Source organism: Pseudarthrobacter sp. N5 (genome assembly GCF_050157035.1).
Lineage (GTDB): Bacteria > Actinomycetota > Actinomycetes > Actinomycetales > Micrococcaceae > Arthrobacter.
The window spans coordinates 1768795-1782825 of record NZ_CP189593.1 but is presented as its reverse complement, the minus strand read 5'-3'; the positions used below and the strand labels follow the sequence as shown (position 1 = coordinate 1782825).

General features: G+C 62.5%; 14 protein-coding genes. 3 read left to right on the top strand and 11 right to left on the bottom strand.

Going from position 1 to position 14031, the window contains the following annotated elements; genetic code table 11:
* Nucleotides 1-59: 59 nt before the first annotated feature.
* Together ACQCST_RS08655 and ACQCST_RS08650 are read right to left on the bottom strand one after the other, a co-directional pair.
* Complete coding sequence (locus ACQCST_RS08655) at nucleotides 60-1178, bottom strand: histidinol-phosphate transaminase (protein ID WP_426998856.1); 1119 nt, start codon at nucleotides 1176-1178, stop codon at nucleotides 60-62.
* Nucleotides 1179-1313: 135 nt separating this feature from the next.
* Nucleotides 1314-1697, bottom strand: coding sequence for a LysM peptidoglycan-binding domain-containing protein (locus tag ACQCST_RS08650; RefSeq protein WP_426998855.1), 384 nt, complete (start codon nucleotides 1695-1697; stop codon nucleotides 1314-1316).
* 337 nt (nucleotides 1698-2034) lie between these two features.
* Between ACQCST_RS08650 and lexA the strand changes: the two genes are divergently transcribed.
* Nucleotides 2035-2781, top strand: coding sequence for a transcriptional repressor LexA (gene lexA / locus ACQCST_RS08645; protein WP_426998854.1), 747 nt, complete (start codon nucleotides 2035-2037; stop codon nucleotides 2779-2781).
* Between the two features lie 19 nt (nucleotides 2782-2800).
* On the opposite strand, the gene ACQCST_RS08640 is transcribed toward lexA, so the two are convergent.
* A complete protein-coding gene (locus ACQCST_RS08640) occupies nucleotides 2801-4858 on the bottom strand; it encodes an ATP-dependent DNA helicase (protein ID WP_426998853.1) in 2058 nt (685 codons plus the stop codon).
* On the bottom strand, nucleotides 4851-6419 hold the full coding sequence (gene hflX, locus ACQCST_RS08635; protein WP_426998852.1) for a GTPase HflX: 1569 nt from the start codon (nucleotides 6417-6419) through the stop codon (nucleotides 4851-4853). Before hflX ends, ACQCST_RS08640 begins: the two co-directional genes overlap by 8 nt.
* Before the next feature lie 333 nt (nucleotides 6420-6752).
* On the opposite strand from hflX, the gene ACQCST_RS08630 reads away from it, so the two are divergent.
* Nucleotides 6753-7376: a class I SAM-dependent methyltransferase gene (locus tag ACQCST_RS08630; RefSeq protein WP_426998851.1), complete on the top strand. Its 624-nt coding sequence runs from the start codon at nucleotides 6753-6755 to the stop codon at nucleotides 7374-7376.
* Here ACQCST_RS08630 and dapF read toward each other — a convergent pair.
* From dapF to ACQCST_RS08600, 6 genes are all read right to left on the bottom strand, one after another.
* Nucleotides 7348-8292, bottom strand: a complete 945-nt coding sequence (gene dapF / locus ACQCST_RS08625; RefSeq protein ID WP_426998850.1) for a diaminopimelate epimerase — start codon at nucleotides 8290-8292, stop codon at nucleotides 7348-7350. The two genes, ACQCST_RS08630 and dapF, sit on opposite strands and share 29 nt — an antisense overlap.
* Nucleotides 8293-8343: 51 nt before the next feature.
* Entirely contained in the window at nucleotides 8344-9267 is a 924-nt protein-coding gene (miaA, locus tag ACQCST_RS08620; RefSeq protein WP_426998849.1) for a tRNA (adenosine(37)-N6)-dimethylallyltransferase MiaA, read from the bottom strand.
* Nucleotides 9268-9271: 4 nt separating this feature from the next.
* On the bottom strand, nucleotides 9272-10813 hold the full coding sequence (gene miaB / locus ACQCST_RS08615; RefSeq protein ID WP_426998848.1) for a tRNA (N6-isopentenyl adenosine(37)-C2)-methylthiotransferase MiaB: 1542 nt from the start codon (nucleotides 10811-10813) through the stop codon (nucleotides 9272-9274).
* Nucleotides 10814-10863: 50 nt separating this feature from the next.
* Entirely contained in the window at nucleotides 10864-11367 is a 504-nt protein-coding gene (locus ACQCST_RS08610) for a regulatory protein RecX (RefSeq protein ID WP_426998847.1), read from the bottom strand.
* 58 nt (nucleotides 11368-11425) lie between these two features.
* Nucleotides 11426-12481: a recombinase RecA gene (recA, locus tag ACQCST_RS08605; protein WP_426998846.1), complete on the bottom strand. Its 1056-nt coding sequence runs from the start codon at nucleotides 12479-12481 to the stop codon at nucleotides 11426-11428.
* Nucleotides 12482-12670: 189 nt separating this feature from the next.
* Nucleotides 12671-12895: a DUF3046 domain-containing protein gene (locus ACQCST_RS08600; RefSeq protein ID WP_426998845.1), complete on the bottom strand. Its 225-nt coding sequence runs from the start codon at nucleotides 12893-12895 to the stop codon at nucleotides 12671-12673.
* Nucleotides 12896-12936: 41 nt separating this feature from the next.
* On the opposite strand from ACQCST_RS08600, the gene ACQCST_RS08595 reads away from it, so the two are divergent.
* Complete coding sequence (locus ACQCST_RS08595; RefSeq protein WP_426998844.1) at nucleotides 12937-13446, top strand: MarR family winged helix-turn-helix transcriptional regulator; 510 nt, start codon at nucleotides 12937-12939, stop codon at nucleotides 13444-13446.
* 97 nt (nucleotides 13447-13543) lie between these two features.
* Here ACQCST_RS08595 and ACQCST_RS08590 read toward each other — a convergent pair whose 3' ends face one another.
* On the bottom strand, nucleotides 13544-13996 hold the full coding sequence (locus ACQCST_RS08590; protein ID WP_426998843.1) for a helix-turn-helix domain-containing protein: 453 nt from the start codon (nucleotides 13994-13996) through the stop codon (nucleotides 13544-13546).
* Between the last annotated feature and the right edge of the window lie 35 nt (nucleotides 13997-14031).

Genomic DNA, 14031 nt, shown 5'->3' with positions numbered 1-14031 from the left:
TTCATGTGTCCTTTTAGAAGAAGGGGCGGTGCAGGTGTAACGGGGGTAGCGTCTCCAGTTTAGGCCGGGGCCCCGGCCCGGCCCGCAAGGATGCTTTCAAGCGACTCAAGAAACGCTGTGGTTTCCGTCTCAGTCCCGGCTGTGACACGGAGGTGGCCCGGGATTCCGACGTCCCTGATCAGGACGCCGGAATCCAAGAGCCGTTGCCAGACGTCATGCGGATTTTCGAGACCGCCGAAAAAGACGTAGTTGGAGTCGGAGGCCGCAGGCTTCAGGCCCATCCTGGTCAGCTCAGCAACGATCCTGTCCCGTTGGACCTTGATGTCCTGGACGTCTGCCATCAGTGCTTCCCGGTGCTGCAGGGCCGCCAGCGCCGCCGCCTGAGTGATGGCGGAGAGGTGGTAAGGGAGGCGCACAAGCCGAAGGGCGTCCGCAACCTCCGGAGCGGCTGCCATGTAGCCCAGCCGGGCTCCGGCCAATGCGAAGGCCTTGCTCATGGTGCGCGACACGATCAGGCGTTCGCGGCCCGGCAGTAGCGTCAGTGCGCTGGGAGTTCCGTCATGTGCGAACTCGTGATAAGCCTCATCAACAATGACAATGGTCCGGCTCGCTTCTCCGGCCGCGTACACGGCCTCAACAACATCCAGGCCCAGGCCGGTGCCCGTGGGATTGTTCGGGGAGCAGAGGAAAACAATATTCGGCTCGAGTTCACGGACCTGCCGCGCGGCGGAATCGGCACTGAGGCCATACCCTTCGGCGCGCTGGCCCACCATGTATTCGGTATCGGTTCCGCTCGCCAGAAGCGGATACATGGAATACGTGGGCGGGAAGCCCAGCGCTGTACGGCCTGGACCTCCGAAGGCCTGGAGAATCTGTTGGAGGACTTCATTGGAACCGTTGGCTGCCCAGATGTTCTCTGCCCCCAGCCCGTGGCCGAGATATTCCGCCAGCGCGTCCCTCAGCATGGAAAATTCGCGGTCCGGGTAACGGTTCAGGCCCACCGCGGCCGCCGCGACGGCTTCAGAGATGGCTGCCCGCACATCGGCCGGAACACCATGGGTGTTTTCATTCACGTTGAGCAGAATAGGGACGTCCAGCTGCGGAGCTCCGTAGGGCGTCAGCCCGCGCAGGTTGGCACGGAGGGGAAGTCGGTTCAGTCGCTCTAGCTGGTCGCTCACCTGAACAGTTTAAGTGCCAGGCCCGGTGCCTCGAAAATATGACGTCCTCCAACGCTGCGGAAATCTCCGATCCGGGCGCAACTTCTTCTTGGACTGGTTGCCTAAGTGAACGGGACTCTTACTTGGGCGGGACCCCTACCTGGACGGGACGAAGAGCGGCTGGCCGGGAACCACTCGGCCTGCGTCAAGATTGTTGAGCTGAACGATATCCGCAATCACATCGCGTGGATCCCGCTCCGGCGCAATGGCCGTCGCAATAGCCCACAGCGATTCACCCTCCCGGACTATCACGGAAACTGTGGGCGTCGCAGAGAGATCCGCCCTAGAATCCGCAGCCTTGGCCGGTGAATTGAGGAAGCCTGCCAGCGACATCAGGATGGCGGCCAGCAGAATGAGCGGGAGACCGATGAGAATGATGCGGCCACGGCGGGTAAGGCGGAGCCTTGGCTGCGCCCTCCCGACGGACGGCGCCGCCTGCGATTCTGAGAGAAAATCCTGAATTGCTAATGGAGCTGACATGAACTGAGCCCTCCTGGACCGTACGGTGCTGCCCGGTGCGTCCCTGCGAACACCTGTCCTGATTTCCCGAAAGCACCCGGATCTTCGAACATCCGGGCCGGACTGGTGATTTACTAGAACACATATTCGAACATTGCTATTTCAGTTTTAGCACTTATGGACGAACATTGTCGAGACTCGCTAGAACAAATGTTTGAAAAAGATGTGCGGCTGGCCTACGTTGGAATCACAGAACAACCACATCTGCAGTTGATCAGCAGGGTCTGACAATTCAGGCCGGACGTTCCCGGCAACTGCAGCCGCGGAAGCCGGGTGCATAGGAAAGGCGTTGGCGTACATGGCAGCACAAGCCCCCGGCGGCAGGGCTATCCAACGTGGCCAGCAAGCGCAGCGGACGCCCAAAGGACTCACCATTCGCCAGAAGAAGATCCTGGAGACCATCCAGAGGTCCGTCAATGACAACGGATACCCGCCGTCGATGCGGGAAATCGGGGACACGGTAGGTCTGGCCAGTCTGTCCAGCGTGACCCACCAGCTCTCACAATTGGAGAAGCTGGGGTACCTGCGCCGCGACCCCAAGAGGCCCCGCGCCATGGAGGTACTGATTCCGCTCACGCTTGATGGCGGCAGTCCCAAGTCAGCAACCGGCAAACCCCCGCGCCTTCACAGCGTTGGCGCCGGCTCTGCAGCAGGGCTTCCCACCGCCATGGATACCGCCATGGTGCCCTTGGTGGGCAGGATCGCGGCTGGCGGGCCTATCCTGGCCGATCAGGTGGTTGAGGACGTGATGCCACTGCCCCGCCAACTGGTGGGCCATGGCGAGCTCTTTATGCTTCGGGTGGCTGGTGATTCGATGGTTGACGCCGCCATCTGCGACGGCGACTGGGTGGTGGTGCGCAGGCAACACGATGCCGTCAACGGAGATATCGTGGCGGCGCTTCTCGACGACGAGGCCACGGTCAAGACATTCCGCCAGCGGGATGGCCATACGTGGCTCCTGCCGCAGAATACCCAATACGAACCCATCCTTGGCGATCACGCCACCATCATGGGCAAGGTTGTCTCAGTGCTTCGTTCGCTCTGACCGGGCCCGCACCGCAACCTCAGGAGTTCCTGCCGGCGAGCCTTTCCAGGGCGGCGAACGCAATCTTCCGGTCCGTAGTGGGCCAGAACGGCGGAAGCGCTGCCCGGAGGAACCCACCATAGCGCTCCGTCCAAAGCCTCGAATCCAGCACTGCCACCACACCCTTGTCCCCGGTCGAACGGATAAGCCGGCCCGCACCCTGGGCCAGTCGGATGGCTGCATGCGTGGCTGAAACGGACATAAAGCCGTTGCCGCCGGCTTGCGCCACCGCCCGTGACCGCGCCGTCATGAGCGGATCGTCCGGTCGCGGAAATGGAATACGGTCAATGACTACCAGCCGGCAGGATCCGCCCGGCACGTCAACACCCTGCCATAGCGACATGGTGCCGAACAGACACGTATCGGGTTCGTCAGCGAACTGCTTCACGAGCGCCGTCATCGTGGAGTCGCCTTGGCAGAGAATGCTGATATCCAGGCGTGGCCGCATGGCCTCGGCAGCTTCCTCGGCGGCCCTGCGCGAAGAGAACAGGCAGAGTGCCCCGCCACCGGATGCCCGGATCAGCGCTTCAAGTTCATCAAGCGCCTCTGCTGAAGTCCCCCGGCCTGGCTTGGGTAAATGCCCGGCCACATAGAGGATCCCCTGTTTCGGATAATCGAACGGCGATCCCACATCCACACCCGTCCAGCTCGGGGCGCCTTCGCCCACCAGCCCGAGTCCCCCGGCAGCCGGCTCAAACGCCGAGCCGATGGCCAGAGTTGCTGACGTCAGGACTACGGTGTGTCCCGCGAACAGACCCTCGCGCAAGCGGCCGGCCACGCTGAGGGGTGCTACGTTGATAAGCGCCGGAGACGACTCGTCCGGTTGTGAGTAGCCCTGCTGCGGATCAAAGTTGCTGTTGCGTGAAAACCACACCACTTCGCGGTTTTCCTTCGCAGCCACCAACCGCTCGCACAGTTCAAGAATCACCATAAGGCGCGAGCGCGCAAGCTGGCGCCCGCCGTCGGCGGTGTAACTGCTGTCTCCCTTTGAATCAGACAACGCGGCCCGTGAAGCCTCGCGGAGCTGATCAACGCAGTCCAGCTGTTCCTCGTTGAGCCCGTTGGGCAGCAAGCCGCTGGCGACGCCGGCCACGGACAGCTCCAGATTGGCGGCCGCCGCGTTGAGCGCTTCCACAATGATGCCGGTATGCTTCCGCGCTCCCGAGGCTGCGGCATGGATCATGGCAACTGAGAGCTGCCCCGAGACTGCACCGGTAACCCGGTCCTGCAGCTCATGGGCTTCGTCAACCACCACAACGTCGTATTCGGGCAAGACGGCAAGGCCCTCAAAGGCGCTCACGGCGAGCATTGCGTGGTTGGTCACCACAACGTCGGCGTCTGCGGCGTTCTGCCGGGCAAGCTCGCTGAAGCACTCGGCCGCCAGCGGGCACTTCTGCGCACCCAGGCATTCCATGGACGTTACCGAAACCTGACGCCAGGCACGGTCTGTCACCCCCGGCAGCAGTTCGTCGCGGTCGCCGGTGGCCGTTTTTTCCGCCCACTCGCGCAGCCGGACCACTTCCTTGCCCAGTTGGGACGACGGCCCGCCCATGGCCGCGGCGAAATGCGGAACACTCGTGTCTTCGCCGAGCGAGAAAAGCTGTCCCTCCGCAGGCTCCTCCGACGGGAAGCCGCCTTCAACCTTGTGCCTGCAGACATAGTTGGACCGGCCCTTCACAAGCGCGATCTTCACCGGCCGGTCCAGCGCGGGTGTGATGGTCTTCAACAACCGGGGAAGATCCCGGCCCACAATCTGCGTCTGGAGTGCCAGGGTGGCGGTGGACACCAACGTGGGTTTGTTGCTGACCAGCGAGTGCGCGATCAGCGGAATCAGGTAAGCCAAGGACTTGCCTGTGCCCGTGCCTGCCTGGACCAGCAGGTGGTCGCCGGTTTCGATTGCGCGCGCCACCTGCCTAGCCATCTCATGTTGGCCGCTGCGGCTCTGGCCACCCATGCCCGCCACGGCACGGTCCAACAGCTCAATCACGAACTGCTCACCGGCCGTGCCGTTGATATCCCCCGCCACCAGCTCAGTCATTGCTGACGAAGTTTTCCAATTCGGCCGCCAGGCCTTCCCGGACCATCACCACAGCTCGGGTGCCGTGTTCTTCGTGATCCAGCGTGAGGATCTCCGCATCGGCGTCATGGAGTTTGCTGATCAGATCACCGCGGTTGTACGGGATGAGCAACTCCAGTTTCACGCTCGGCCTGGGGATGGATTCGCTGACCGCCTTGAGCAGTTCCGCGATTCCCTGGCCAGTGCGAGCGGACACCACAATATGGCGTGGCTCGCGCTGCTTCAGCCGTTCCACCACAAACGGATCCGCGGCATCCGCCTTGTTCAGCACGATGATCTCCGGGATCTTCCGCGCGTCCACGTCGCTGAACACCGCCCGGACAGCGGCTATCTGGCCCTCAGGGTCCGGGTGCGAGACATCAACCACATGGAGAATGAGGTCCGCATCAGCCACTTCCTCCAGAGTGGAACGGAATGCCTCCACCAGCTGGGTGGGAAGCGAGCGGACAAAGCCCACGGTGTCAGCCAGGGTGTAGCCAAGCCCGTCCGCAGTCTCGGCCTTCCGGACAGTCGGGTCAAGGGTGGCAAACAGTGCGTTTTCCACCAGGACCCCGGCGTCGGTCAGCCTGTTCAGCAGCGAGGACTTGCCGGCGTTGGTGTATCCGGCGATGGCCACAGACGGCACGGAATTACGACGGCGGTTGGCCCGCTTGGTCTCCCGCGCCGGCTTCATTGCGGCGATCTCCCGCCGGAGTTTCGCCATGCGGGTGCGGATGCGGCGCCTGTCCAGTTCGATCTTTGTTTCACCTGGGCCACGCGAGCCCATGCCGGCTCCCGCCCCGCCCACCTGTCCGCCTGCCTGGCGGGACATGGATTCACCCCAGCCGCGCAGACGCGGCAGGAGGTACTCCAGCTGCGCAAGCTCAACCTGTGCTTTGCCTTCACGACTCTTTGCATGCTGGGCAAAGATATCCAGAATCAGAGCCGTGCGGTCAATAACTTTGACCTTGACGATGTCCTCGAGGCCACGCCGCTGGGACGGTGCAAGCTCGGCATCCACCACCACGGTGTCCGCGCCCGTGGACATCACGATTTCCTTGAGCTCCAGGGCTTTTCCAGAGCCGAGGAAGGTACCTGGATCCGGCTTGGCGCGGCGCTGGACCAGCCCGTCGAGGACTTCCGAGCCGGCTGTTTCGGCCAGTGCAGCGAGTTCGCGCAGGGAGTTCTCGGCATCAGCCAGGGTCCCTTCACTCCAGAGCCCGGCGAGGACCACGCGCTCAAGGCGCAACTGCCGGTATTCGACTTCGGTGACGTCCTCGAGTTCCGTGGACAGACCCGCGGTACGGCGCAAGGCGCGGCGTTCCTCGAGGTCCTGCTGGTCGCCGTCGTAGTTTGAAGGCTCCGCATCAAGGCGCGAAATCGCCTGTGCTTTCCCGAACACGGCCTTTGTCTCCCCCTCAGCGGATACGGCGGTCCGTGCAGGGACATCCTTGGAAAGAATCCGGTCGATAACGGCCTGGATTTCCTCAGGACTCATGTCCTGGGCTGCAGGATCGGATCCGGGGTTGTGCTGACTGGTCATGGTCTCCTTTGAAGGTACGGCATCTTCAGAATAGTGCTGATTGCTAGCCCGTGGCGCGGTATTCGCGCTGGGCTGACGACTCTTGGTCATCCGGGTCTCGTGGACGCCTGCGGCTGGGCACCATGATCGGGCGAAGGCAGGCGGACTTGGGTCCAAAAAAGGACAAGGGGCGTTCCGATGATGTGCTGAGCGGAAGGTCAAAAAACCTGCGTCGCTGCGGTGCGGGAAAAACCCGGGCCAGCTACTCAAAGATCAGGAACATGCTTTCAAGATTAGCAGACCGCGCCTGTGCTGGTTTCCTATCCGGCCAGCCGCCAACTAATCTGGCGAGTTATGGAGTCTGCACACTATTTCAGCGCGTCGCCCGCTGGGCCCTTCACGCGTAAGCCCCTGACAGTGGAACTTGCGGGTGCCACGCGCAGTCTCCAGACGTCGTCGGGCATCTTCAGCCCTGACGGAATCGACAAGGGAACCGCGGTACTGCTGGCCGATGTGCCCCCGCCGGCCCCGAACGGCAACCTCCTGGACGTCGGCTGCGGCTGGGGTCCGATCGCACTGACCATGGCGTTGCGGGCCCCGCACGCGCGCGTCTATGCCGTGGACGTCAACGAGCGCTGCGTGACGTTGACGAACGAAAACGCCGCCCTGCTCGGGCTGGAGCATGTTACCGCCAGCACACCGGAGGCTGTGGATCCGGACGTGCGGTTCGATACGATCTGGTCCAACCCGCCCATCCGGATCGGCAAGGACGAACTGCATTCCCTCCTGAAGCTCTGGCTGCCCAGGCTGTCCCCGGGCGGATCCGCCTGGCTGGTGGTCCAGAAGAACCTGGGTTCGGACTCCCTTCAGCGGTGGCTGAGCGCGGAACTCGACGACTCATTCACAGTCAGCCGCGAGAGCACGTCAAAGTCTTTCCGGATCCTGCGGGTCAGGAAAGCGTCCCGCCAGCCACGATAACCGCCGGTCCGCTGAGCTCGACGTGCTCGCGCCCGTCCGGCCCCGGGAAGAACTTAACCCCGACGACGCCGCCGGGAACGTTGATGTTCCATGCATCGGGAGCAGCCGTGCCGGCCCAGTGCCTGATGGCTACGGCAGCCGCACAGGCGCCTGTGCCGCAGGACAGTGTTTCGCCCACCCCGCGTTCATGAACCCGCATGGTGGCTGTTCCCACGCCGTCATGGACCAGCGGGTCCGCCGGCACCACGAACTCGACGTTGGTGCCGTTGGCGGGCACCGGATCAACGTCGGGAGCCGTGAAAAGCCTGGTCGCCTCAAGTTCAGACAACTCCGCCAGGGCAACCACTGTGTGCGGGTTGCCCATGCTCACCGACAGCGCCGGCCGGGGGACCTCGAGGCCGTCGGCACTGACGAGCGAATCCATGGCCTTGGCCGCCGCTTCACCCGGGAAGATGAACTCCCACGGCCCCATGTCCACCGCATAGTCATCACCGGTGCGGACAACCGTCTTGACGCCGCCCCGGGTGCCGATGTTCAATGAACCGCCGGCAGGAAGGTCAACCAAGCCCTCTGCGATCAGGAAGTGCACAAAGACACGCACTCCGTTGCCGCACATTTCCGAGAGTGAACCGTCGCCATTGCGGTAATCCATGAACCATTCAGCGTCAGGGCTGGTGGCGAGCAACTCCTGGCCTTCAGGCAGAAAGCGCGACGGTACAGCCCGGATGAGCCCGTCACCACCGATTCCCCGGTGGCGGTCACAGAGCGTGGCGACCTGCCCGGCATCGATCGTGTGGACGCCTGAAGGATCGGCGACGAGGACGAAATCGTTGCCGGTTCCGTGACCCTTCGAAAAGCGGAGTCCCCGCAGCTTCGAGTCCGTACGCTCAGGGGTCACTGCAAGGGCTTCATTCATAATCCAAGGTTACCGGCAACGCGCCGCCGGCCGGAAAATCCACGGAGCAAGTCAGCGGCAGAGCCGGGCGGCCTTGGACACCAGGGCGGGATCCTGCCAGCCCAGCCAGCTGATCCGCGGATCAGCCCGGAACCACGTGAGCTGCCGCCGGGAAAACTGACGGGTGGCCACGATGGTTGCGTCGGCGGCCTGCGCAATATCCGTTTCTCCGTCGAGCACTCTGAGGAACTGCGCATAACCAAGGGCCCTTGGAGCTGTCCTGCCGTGCCGGAGGCCGGCGGCGTCAAGCCGTTCCACCTCGGACAGGAGCCCGCTGGCCACCATTCCGTGGACGCGCTGTGCGAGACGTTCGCGCAGCATCTCGCGGTCCACCTCGAGCCCGATCTGCACGGCTGGCCGGAAATACTCGCGGGTGGGCATAAAAGAACTGAACGGGCGACCGGTAAGTTCAAACACCTCAAGCGCACGGACCATCCTGCGCGTGTCCCCCAGACGCCCGGCCGACACCGGGTCAATGGTCCGCAGCCTCTCCAGCAACGTGGCAGAACCTGACTCCTGAAGTTCGGTTTCCAGCCGCGCCCGGATGCCGGGATCAGTTCCGGGGAAATCGAGGACGTCCAGAGCGGCACGGATGTAGAGACCGGAACCGCCAACCAGGATTGCCCGTTTCCCGCGCCCGTGGATATCCGCAACCACGGCCCTGGCCTGCCGCTGGTAATCAGACACGCTGGCTTCCTCTGTGACCTGCAGAACGTCAAGCAGGTGGTGTGGCACTCCCCTGCGGTCAGGCACGCTGATCTTTGCCGTGCCGATGTCCATACCCCGGTAGAACTGCATGGAATCGGCGTTGATGACTTCGCCGTCCAGTTCCAGTGCCAGCTCCACGGCCAGCTCCGATTTTCCGGACCCGGTTGGCCCAACAACCGCTATGACCGGCGGCTCCGAAGCATCGGCGGGTGAGGTGTCAACGGGCACAAGGTCAGCGGGCACGTGTGGGCAGCGACGGCATACCGAGCGAAACGCCGGTCTTCCCTGCCGTTGAGCCAGGTACCGGGGCGCCGCAGGAATCGGCCTGTGACCGATCCCAGGCATCACCCGCTCGTGATCGGCGCAGTGTGTAATCCTCCGCCGAAGGATCCGCCACCAAGTGAAACGCAGCGGCTGCAGTGATGGTGACCGTGACGAGGTCGCCCGGCCTTGGAACTTCCGCTCCGTCCGGCACTGAAAAGTGCACCAGCCGCTGGTCCTGGGAACGACCGGACAGCCGGTGCGTTTCCTCGGCCTTGCGGCCAGACTGCGCCGTGACCATTACTTCGACCCGGCGCCCCAACTGTGTAGCGTTTTCCTCGGCCGCAATCCGGTCCTGAAGGGCGGTGAGCCGCTCAAAGCGTTCCTGGACGACGGCCTTGGGAAGCTGGTCCGGGAGCTCCGCTGCGGGGGTGCCGGGGCGCTTGGAGTACTGAAAAGTGAACGCGGTGGCAAAGCGCGACTTTTCCACGACGTCGAGCGTTGCCTGGAAGTCCTCTTCGGTCTCGCCCGGAAACCCCACAATGATGTCCGTGGAAATTGCGGCGTGCGGAATCTTCTCGCGGACCTTGTCAAGGATCCCCAGAAACTTCGTGGACCGGTAGGACCTCTTCATGTCCTTGAGGACTTTGTCAGACCCCGATTGCAGCGGCATGTGGAGCTGGGGCATAACGTTCGGTGTCTCTGCCATGGCGTCGATGACGTCGTCCGTGAAAGCAGCCGGGTGAGGACTGGTGAAACGCACCCGCTCCAGACCTTCGATCTGGCCGCAGGCGCGCAGGAGCTTCGAGAACGCCTGGCGGTCCCCGAACTCAACACCGTACGAATTCACATTCTGCCCGAGCAGTGTCACCTCGATGGCGCCATCGTCCACAAGCGCCTGGATCTCGGCCAGGACATCCCCCGGACGGCGGTCCTTCTCTTTGCCACGGAGCGCCGGGACAATGCAGAACGTGCACGTGTTGTTGCAGCCGACCGAGATTGACACCCAGCCGGAGTACACGGAGTCACGCTTGGTGGGGAGTGTGGACGGAAAGACATCCAGTGATTCGAGGATTTCCAGCTGGGCCTCGTTGTTGTGCCGTGCCCGGGCCAGGAGTGCAGGCAGGGCACCAACATTGTGGGTGCCGAAGACGGCGTCCACCCATGGCGCCTTCTTCAGAATGGTTTCGCGGTCCTTCTGTGCCAGACAGCCACCCACGGCGATCTGCATACCGGGGTTGGCCTCCTTTACCGAGGCGAGCATGCCCAGATTTCCGTACAGTTTATTGTCGGCGTTCTCACGCACGGCGCAGGTATTGAAGACCACAACATCCGCCTGCCCATCGGCAGCCGGAACATAGCCGGCGCCCTCAAGCAGGCCCGCCATCCGTTCGGAATCGTGCACATTCATCTGGCAGCCGAAGGTCCGCACCTGGTAGGTACGGGGCTGCACGGGAGTGTTCAGTGCTGAAAGGTTACTGCCGGCTGCTGGGGAGGGAATGGTCAAACTCACCTGTTAAGGGTACCGGGTCTGCCCGGTACCCGTGGGCAGACCCGGTACCGTCAGGGTCCGGACGCGGCATCCAGCATTTCGCCGACAATCCGGAAGGCCTGGGATGGCTGATATCCCTTTCGTGCAAGCATGGCAGCCAGCCGGCGCATGGTTTTGTCCCGCTCCGAACGATCACCGGGATCTGCGCATGGACGGAGCTTCCGCTCCACAAGCTGACGGGCAGCAGCTTCCTCGTCTTCGTCGCTGAGCTGGTCCAAGGCAGCATCAGCCAGATCGCCATTAATGCCCTTTTCGGCCAGTTCGCGCCGGAGCGCTCCTTTAGCAAGTTTGCGGGTCTGGGCGCGGCTGCGCACCCATTGGTGCGCGAATTCAGCGTCGTCAATCAGCTGGACCTCTTCAAAACGGTCCAGAACTTCTTCGGCCACGTCTTTCGGGATGTTCTTCTCGGACAGTTTCCGGGCAAGCTGAAGGCGACTTTTGGGGGACATTGTCAGCTGCCGCAGCACGATGGCCCGTGCTTCCGGCGCAGGGTCCTGTACAGGACCGGCTGCCACCCGGGTGTCCGGGCCAGGCTCCGTACGGGAAAACCCTGACCCGGAGCGCCGCGCTCCTCTAGAAACCGTCAACAGCCTTCAGCTTCGGCGCAGCTTCGGTCTCTGCAGCGGCGGGTTTGACGCCCACGCCGAGCTTTTCCTTGATCAGCCGTTCAAGTTCCGTAGCGAGCTCCGGGTTGTCGCGCAGGAACCTGCGTGAGTTTTCCATGCCCTGGCCAAGCTGGTCACCGTCGTAGGTGAACCAGGAGCCTGACTTCTTGATGATGCCGTGCTCGACGCCCATGTCGATGATGCCGCCTTCGCGGGAGATTCCCAGGCCGTAGATGATGTCGAACTCGGCGATTTTGAAGGGCGGGGCCATTTTGTTCTTAACGATTTTGGCTTTGGTGCGGTTACCGACCGAATCGGCGCCTTCCTTCAACGTCTGGATCCGGCGGACGTCGATGCGGATGGAAGCGTAAAATTTCAGCGCCTTGCCACCCGTAGTGGTTTCGGGTGAACCAAAGAAAACGCCGATCTTTTCACGAAGCTGGTTGATAAAGATGGCAGTGGTTTTGGTCTGGCTCAGGCGACCGGTGATCTTACGCAGCGCCTGGCTCATGAGCCTGGCCTGGAGACCCACGTGGCTATCACCCATATCGCCCTCGATTTCCGCACGCGGAACCAGAGCGGCTACGGAGTCGATGACAATGACGTCGAGTGAGCCGGAACCGATGAGCATGTCCATGATTTCAAGCGCTTGTTCGCCGGTATCCGGCTGCGATACCAGGAGCGCATCGGTGTCCACGCCCAGCTTTGCGGCATACTCGGGGTCCAGCGCATGCTCGGCGTCGATGAAGGCGGCGATGCCGCCCAAACGCTGGGCATTGGCCACGGCGTGCAACGCAACGGTGGTTTTACCGGAGGATTCTGGTCCGTAGATCTCAACAACACGGCCGCGGGGCAGGCCCCCGATGCCCAAAGCGACGTCCAGCGCGATGGAACCGGTAGGAATGACCTCAATGGGTGCGCGTACTTCATCGCCCAGCCGCATGACAGAGCCTTTGCCGAACTGCTTGTCAATCTGGGCGAGCGCTGCTTCCAACGCCTTTTCACGATCCGGGGCTGCTGCCATGGTTCACACCTCTAATGCTTTCTCGCTGTGGAGTGGCCCAGGGGCCGCTTGTTTGTCATCTCTGACGTTAATGGCACCCACTGACATTGCTACCGGATGACATCGCATATGTGGATAACCCTCTGGGAAAAGCATATCTTTACCCGAACAGATATTCGAACAATTATGCGGCGTGTCAGTTCCGGAGCGTCAGTTTACCGAAGGCCTGATGTCGCGGCCCAGCCGCCGGCCCACCGGAACATCCTGGACATCGCAGACAGCGAGCCACACCTCACGGGCGCTTACGCCCGCGGCGAGAGCCTGGTCAGCCGTTCTGCTCCCGACCCTCGCCAGGACCAGTGAGCTACTGAGGACCCGGGAGTATCCGGCGCCGAATTCGTCATCCATAAGCCGCCAAAAGTCACTGATTCGCACCAATAGAGTCTCTCACGATGACGGACTCTAGAATGGTTGCCATGAGCAACCCTGCTGACGGTCCCGCGAATCCCGGGAGCGCCGAAGAATCCGTAGACGCCGCGCTGACAACGGTGGAACACCAGATGAGTCTGCTCTGGCGCCGCGCACGGTCCGTCTCGCATCAGCTCTCGCGCCAGGTTCATCCGGACATGGAGCCCGCCGCTTACGGGTTGCTCTCCGTGATTCGCAAGGAAGGCCCTATCCGCCTGACCGAGCTCGCATCATGCATCGGGGTAGGCAAACCCTCGGTCAGTCGCCAGATCGCTTTTTTGGAGCGCATCGGCCTGGTCTTTAAGGAGGCTGACCCGCTGGACGGCCGCGCCCAATCCATCAGGCTGACTCCCATGGGTGAGGAGAAAATGCATCAGGTGCAGGATGCTCGCCGCCAAGTCTTCCGAGAAAGGCTCGCCGAATGGCCGATGGCCGACATCCAGACGCTGGCGGAGTCTATTGCCAAGCTCAACGCCACCTATGAACGCGACGGCTTCCCGACGGACGGAGCGCCCTAGACTCCACGCCCTGTTTGTTGGTTGCAAAGCGCCTGAGACAACAAAAGCCTCCGGCATAGTGCCGGAGGCTTTTGTTAGTAGGTTCTTGGCTGTCCGGTTACCGGGCGCCCGAAAGCAAGCCCTTGGACAGTTCCTTATTGAGTTCCGCATTGAGGTCACGATCAAGATCGCGGCCGTAGCGCTGTGAGAATTCCTGTGGGACAGTGTCCGGAATGGCCACACCTTCAGCGACGGCGACGCGGTCGCTGACTTCACGGAGCATGCTGGACAGCGGAACGTCCAGTGCCGAGCAAATCGAGGACAACAGTTCTGAGGACGCTTCCTTCTGGCCGCGCTCCACTTCGCTCAAGTAGCCGAGCGATACGCGGGCGCTGTGTGAGACTTCGCGGAGGGTACGCCCTTGCCGCTGGCGGACATCGCGCAGTACATCACCGATTTCGTGACGAAGTACAACCATCTTGCGCTCCTTCTGCTCGCTCTTGGCCTGATCGGCGAGGCCCACATCCTTCCAGCGGACAACGCCGTTTATGGATACGGGCTGCTTTACCATCTGTATCGCCTTGCTCCCTCTTACGTCTTGTTCAC

Coding starts and splice junctions, on each gene's coding strand:
- ACQCST_RS08650 (WP_426998855.1), bottom strand. CDS start 1,697: ATGTCAGCTCCATTAGCAATTCAGGATTTTCTCTCAGAATCGCAGGCG.
- lexA (WP_426998854.1), top strand. CDS start 2,035: ATGGCAGCACAAGCCCCCGGCGGCAGGGCTATCCAACGTGGCCAGCAA.
- ACQCST_RS08640 (WP_426998853.1), bottom strand. CDS start 4,858: ATGACTGAGCTGGTGGCGGGGGATATCAACGGCACGGCCGGTGAGCAG.
- hflX (WP_426998852.1), bottom strand. CDS start 6,419: ATGACCAGTCAGCACAACCCCGGATCCGATCCTGCAGCCCAGGACATG.
- ACQCST_RS08630 (WP_426998851.1), top strand. CDS start 6,753: ATGGAGTCTGCACACTATTTCAGCGCGTCGCCCGCTGGGCCCTTCACG.
- dapF (WP_426998850.1), bottom strand. CDS start 8,292: ATGAATGAAGCCCTTGCAGTGACCCCTGAGCGTACGGACTCGAAGCTG.
- recA (WP_426998846.1), bottom strand. CDS start 12,481: ATGGCAGCAGCCCCGGATCGTGAAAAGGCGTTGGAAGCAGCGCTCGCC.
- ACQCST_RS08595 (WP_426998844.1), top strand. CDS start 12,937: ATGAGCAACCCTGCTGACGGTCCCGCGAATCCCGGGAGCGCCGAAGAA.
- ACQCST_RS08590 (WP_426998843.1), bottom strand. CDS start 13,996: ATGGTAAAGCAGCCCGTATCCATAAACGGCGTTGTCCGCTGGAAGGAT.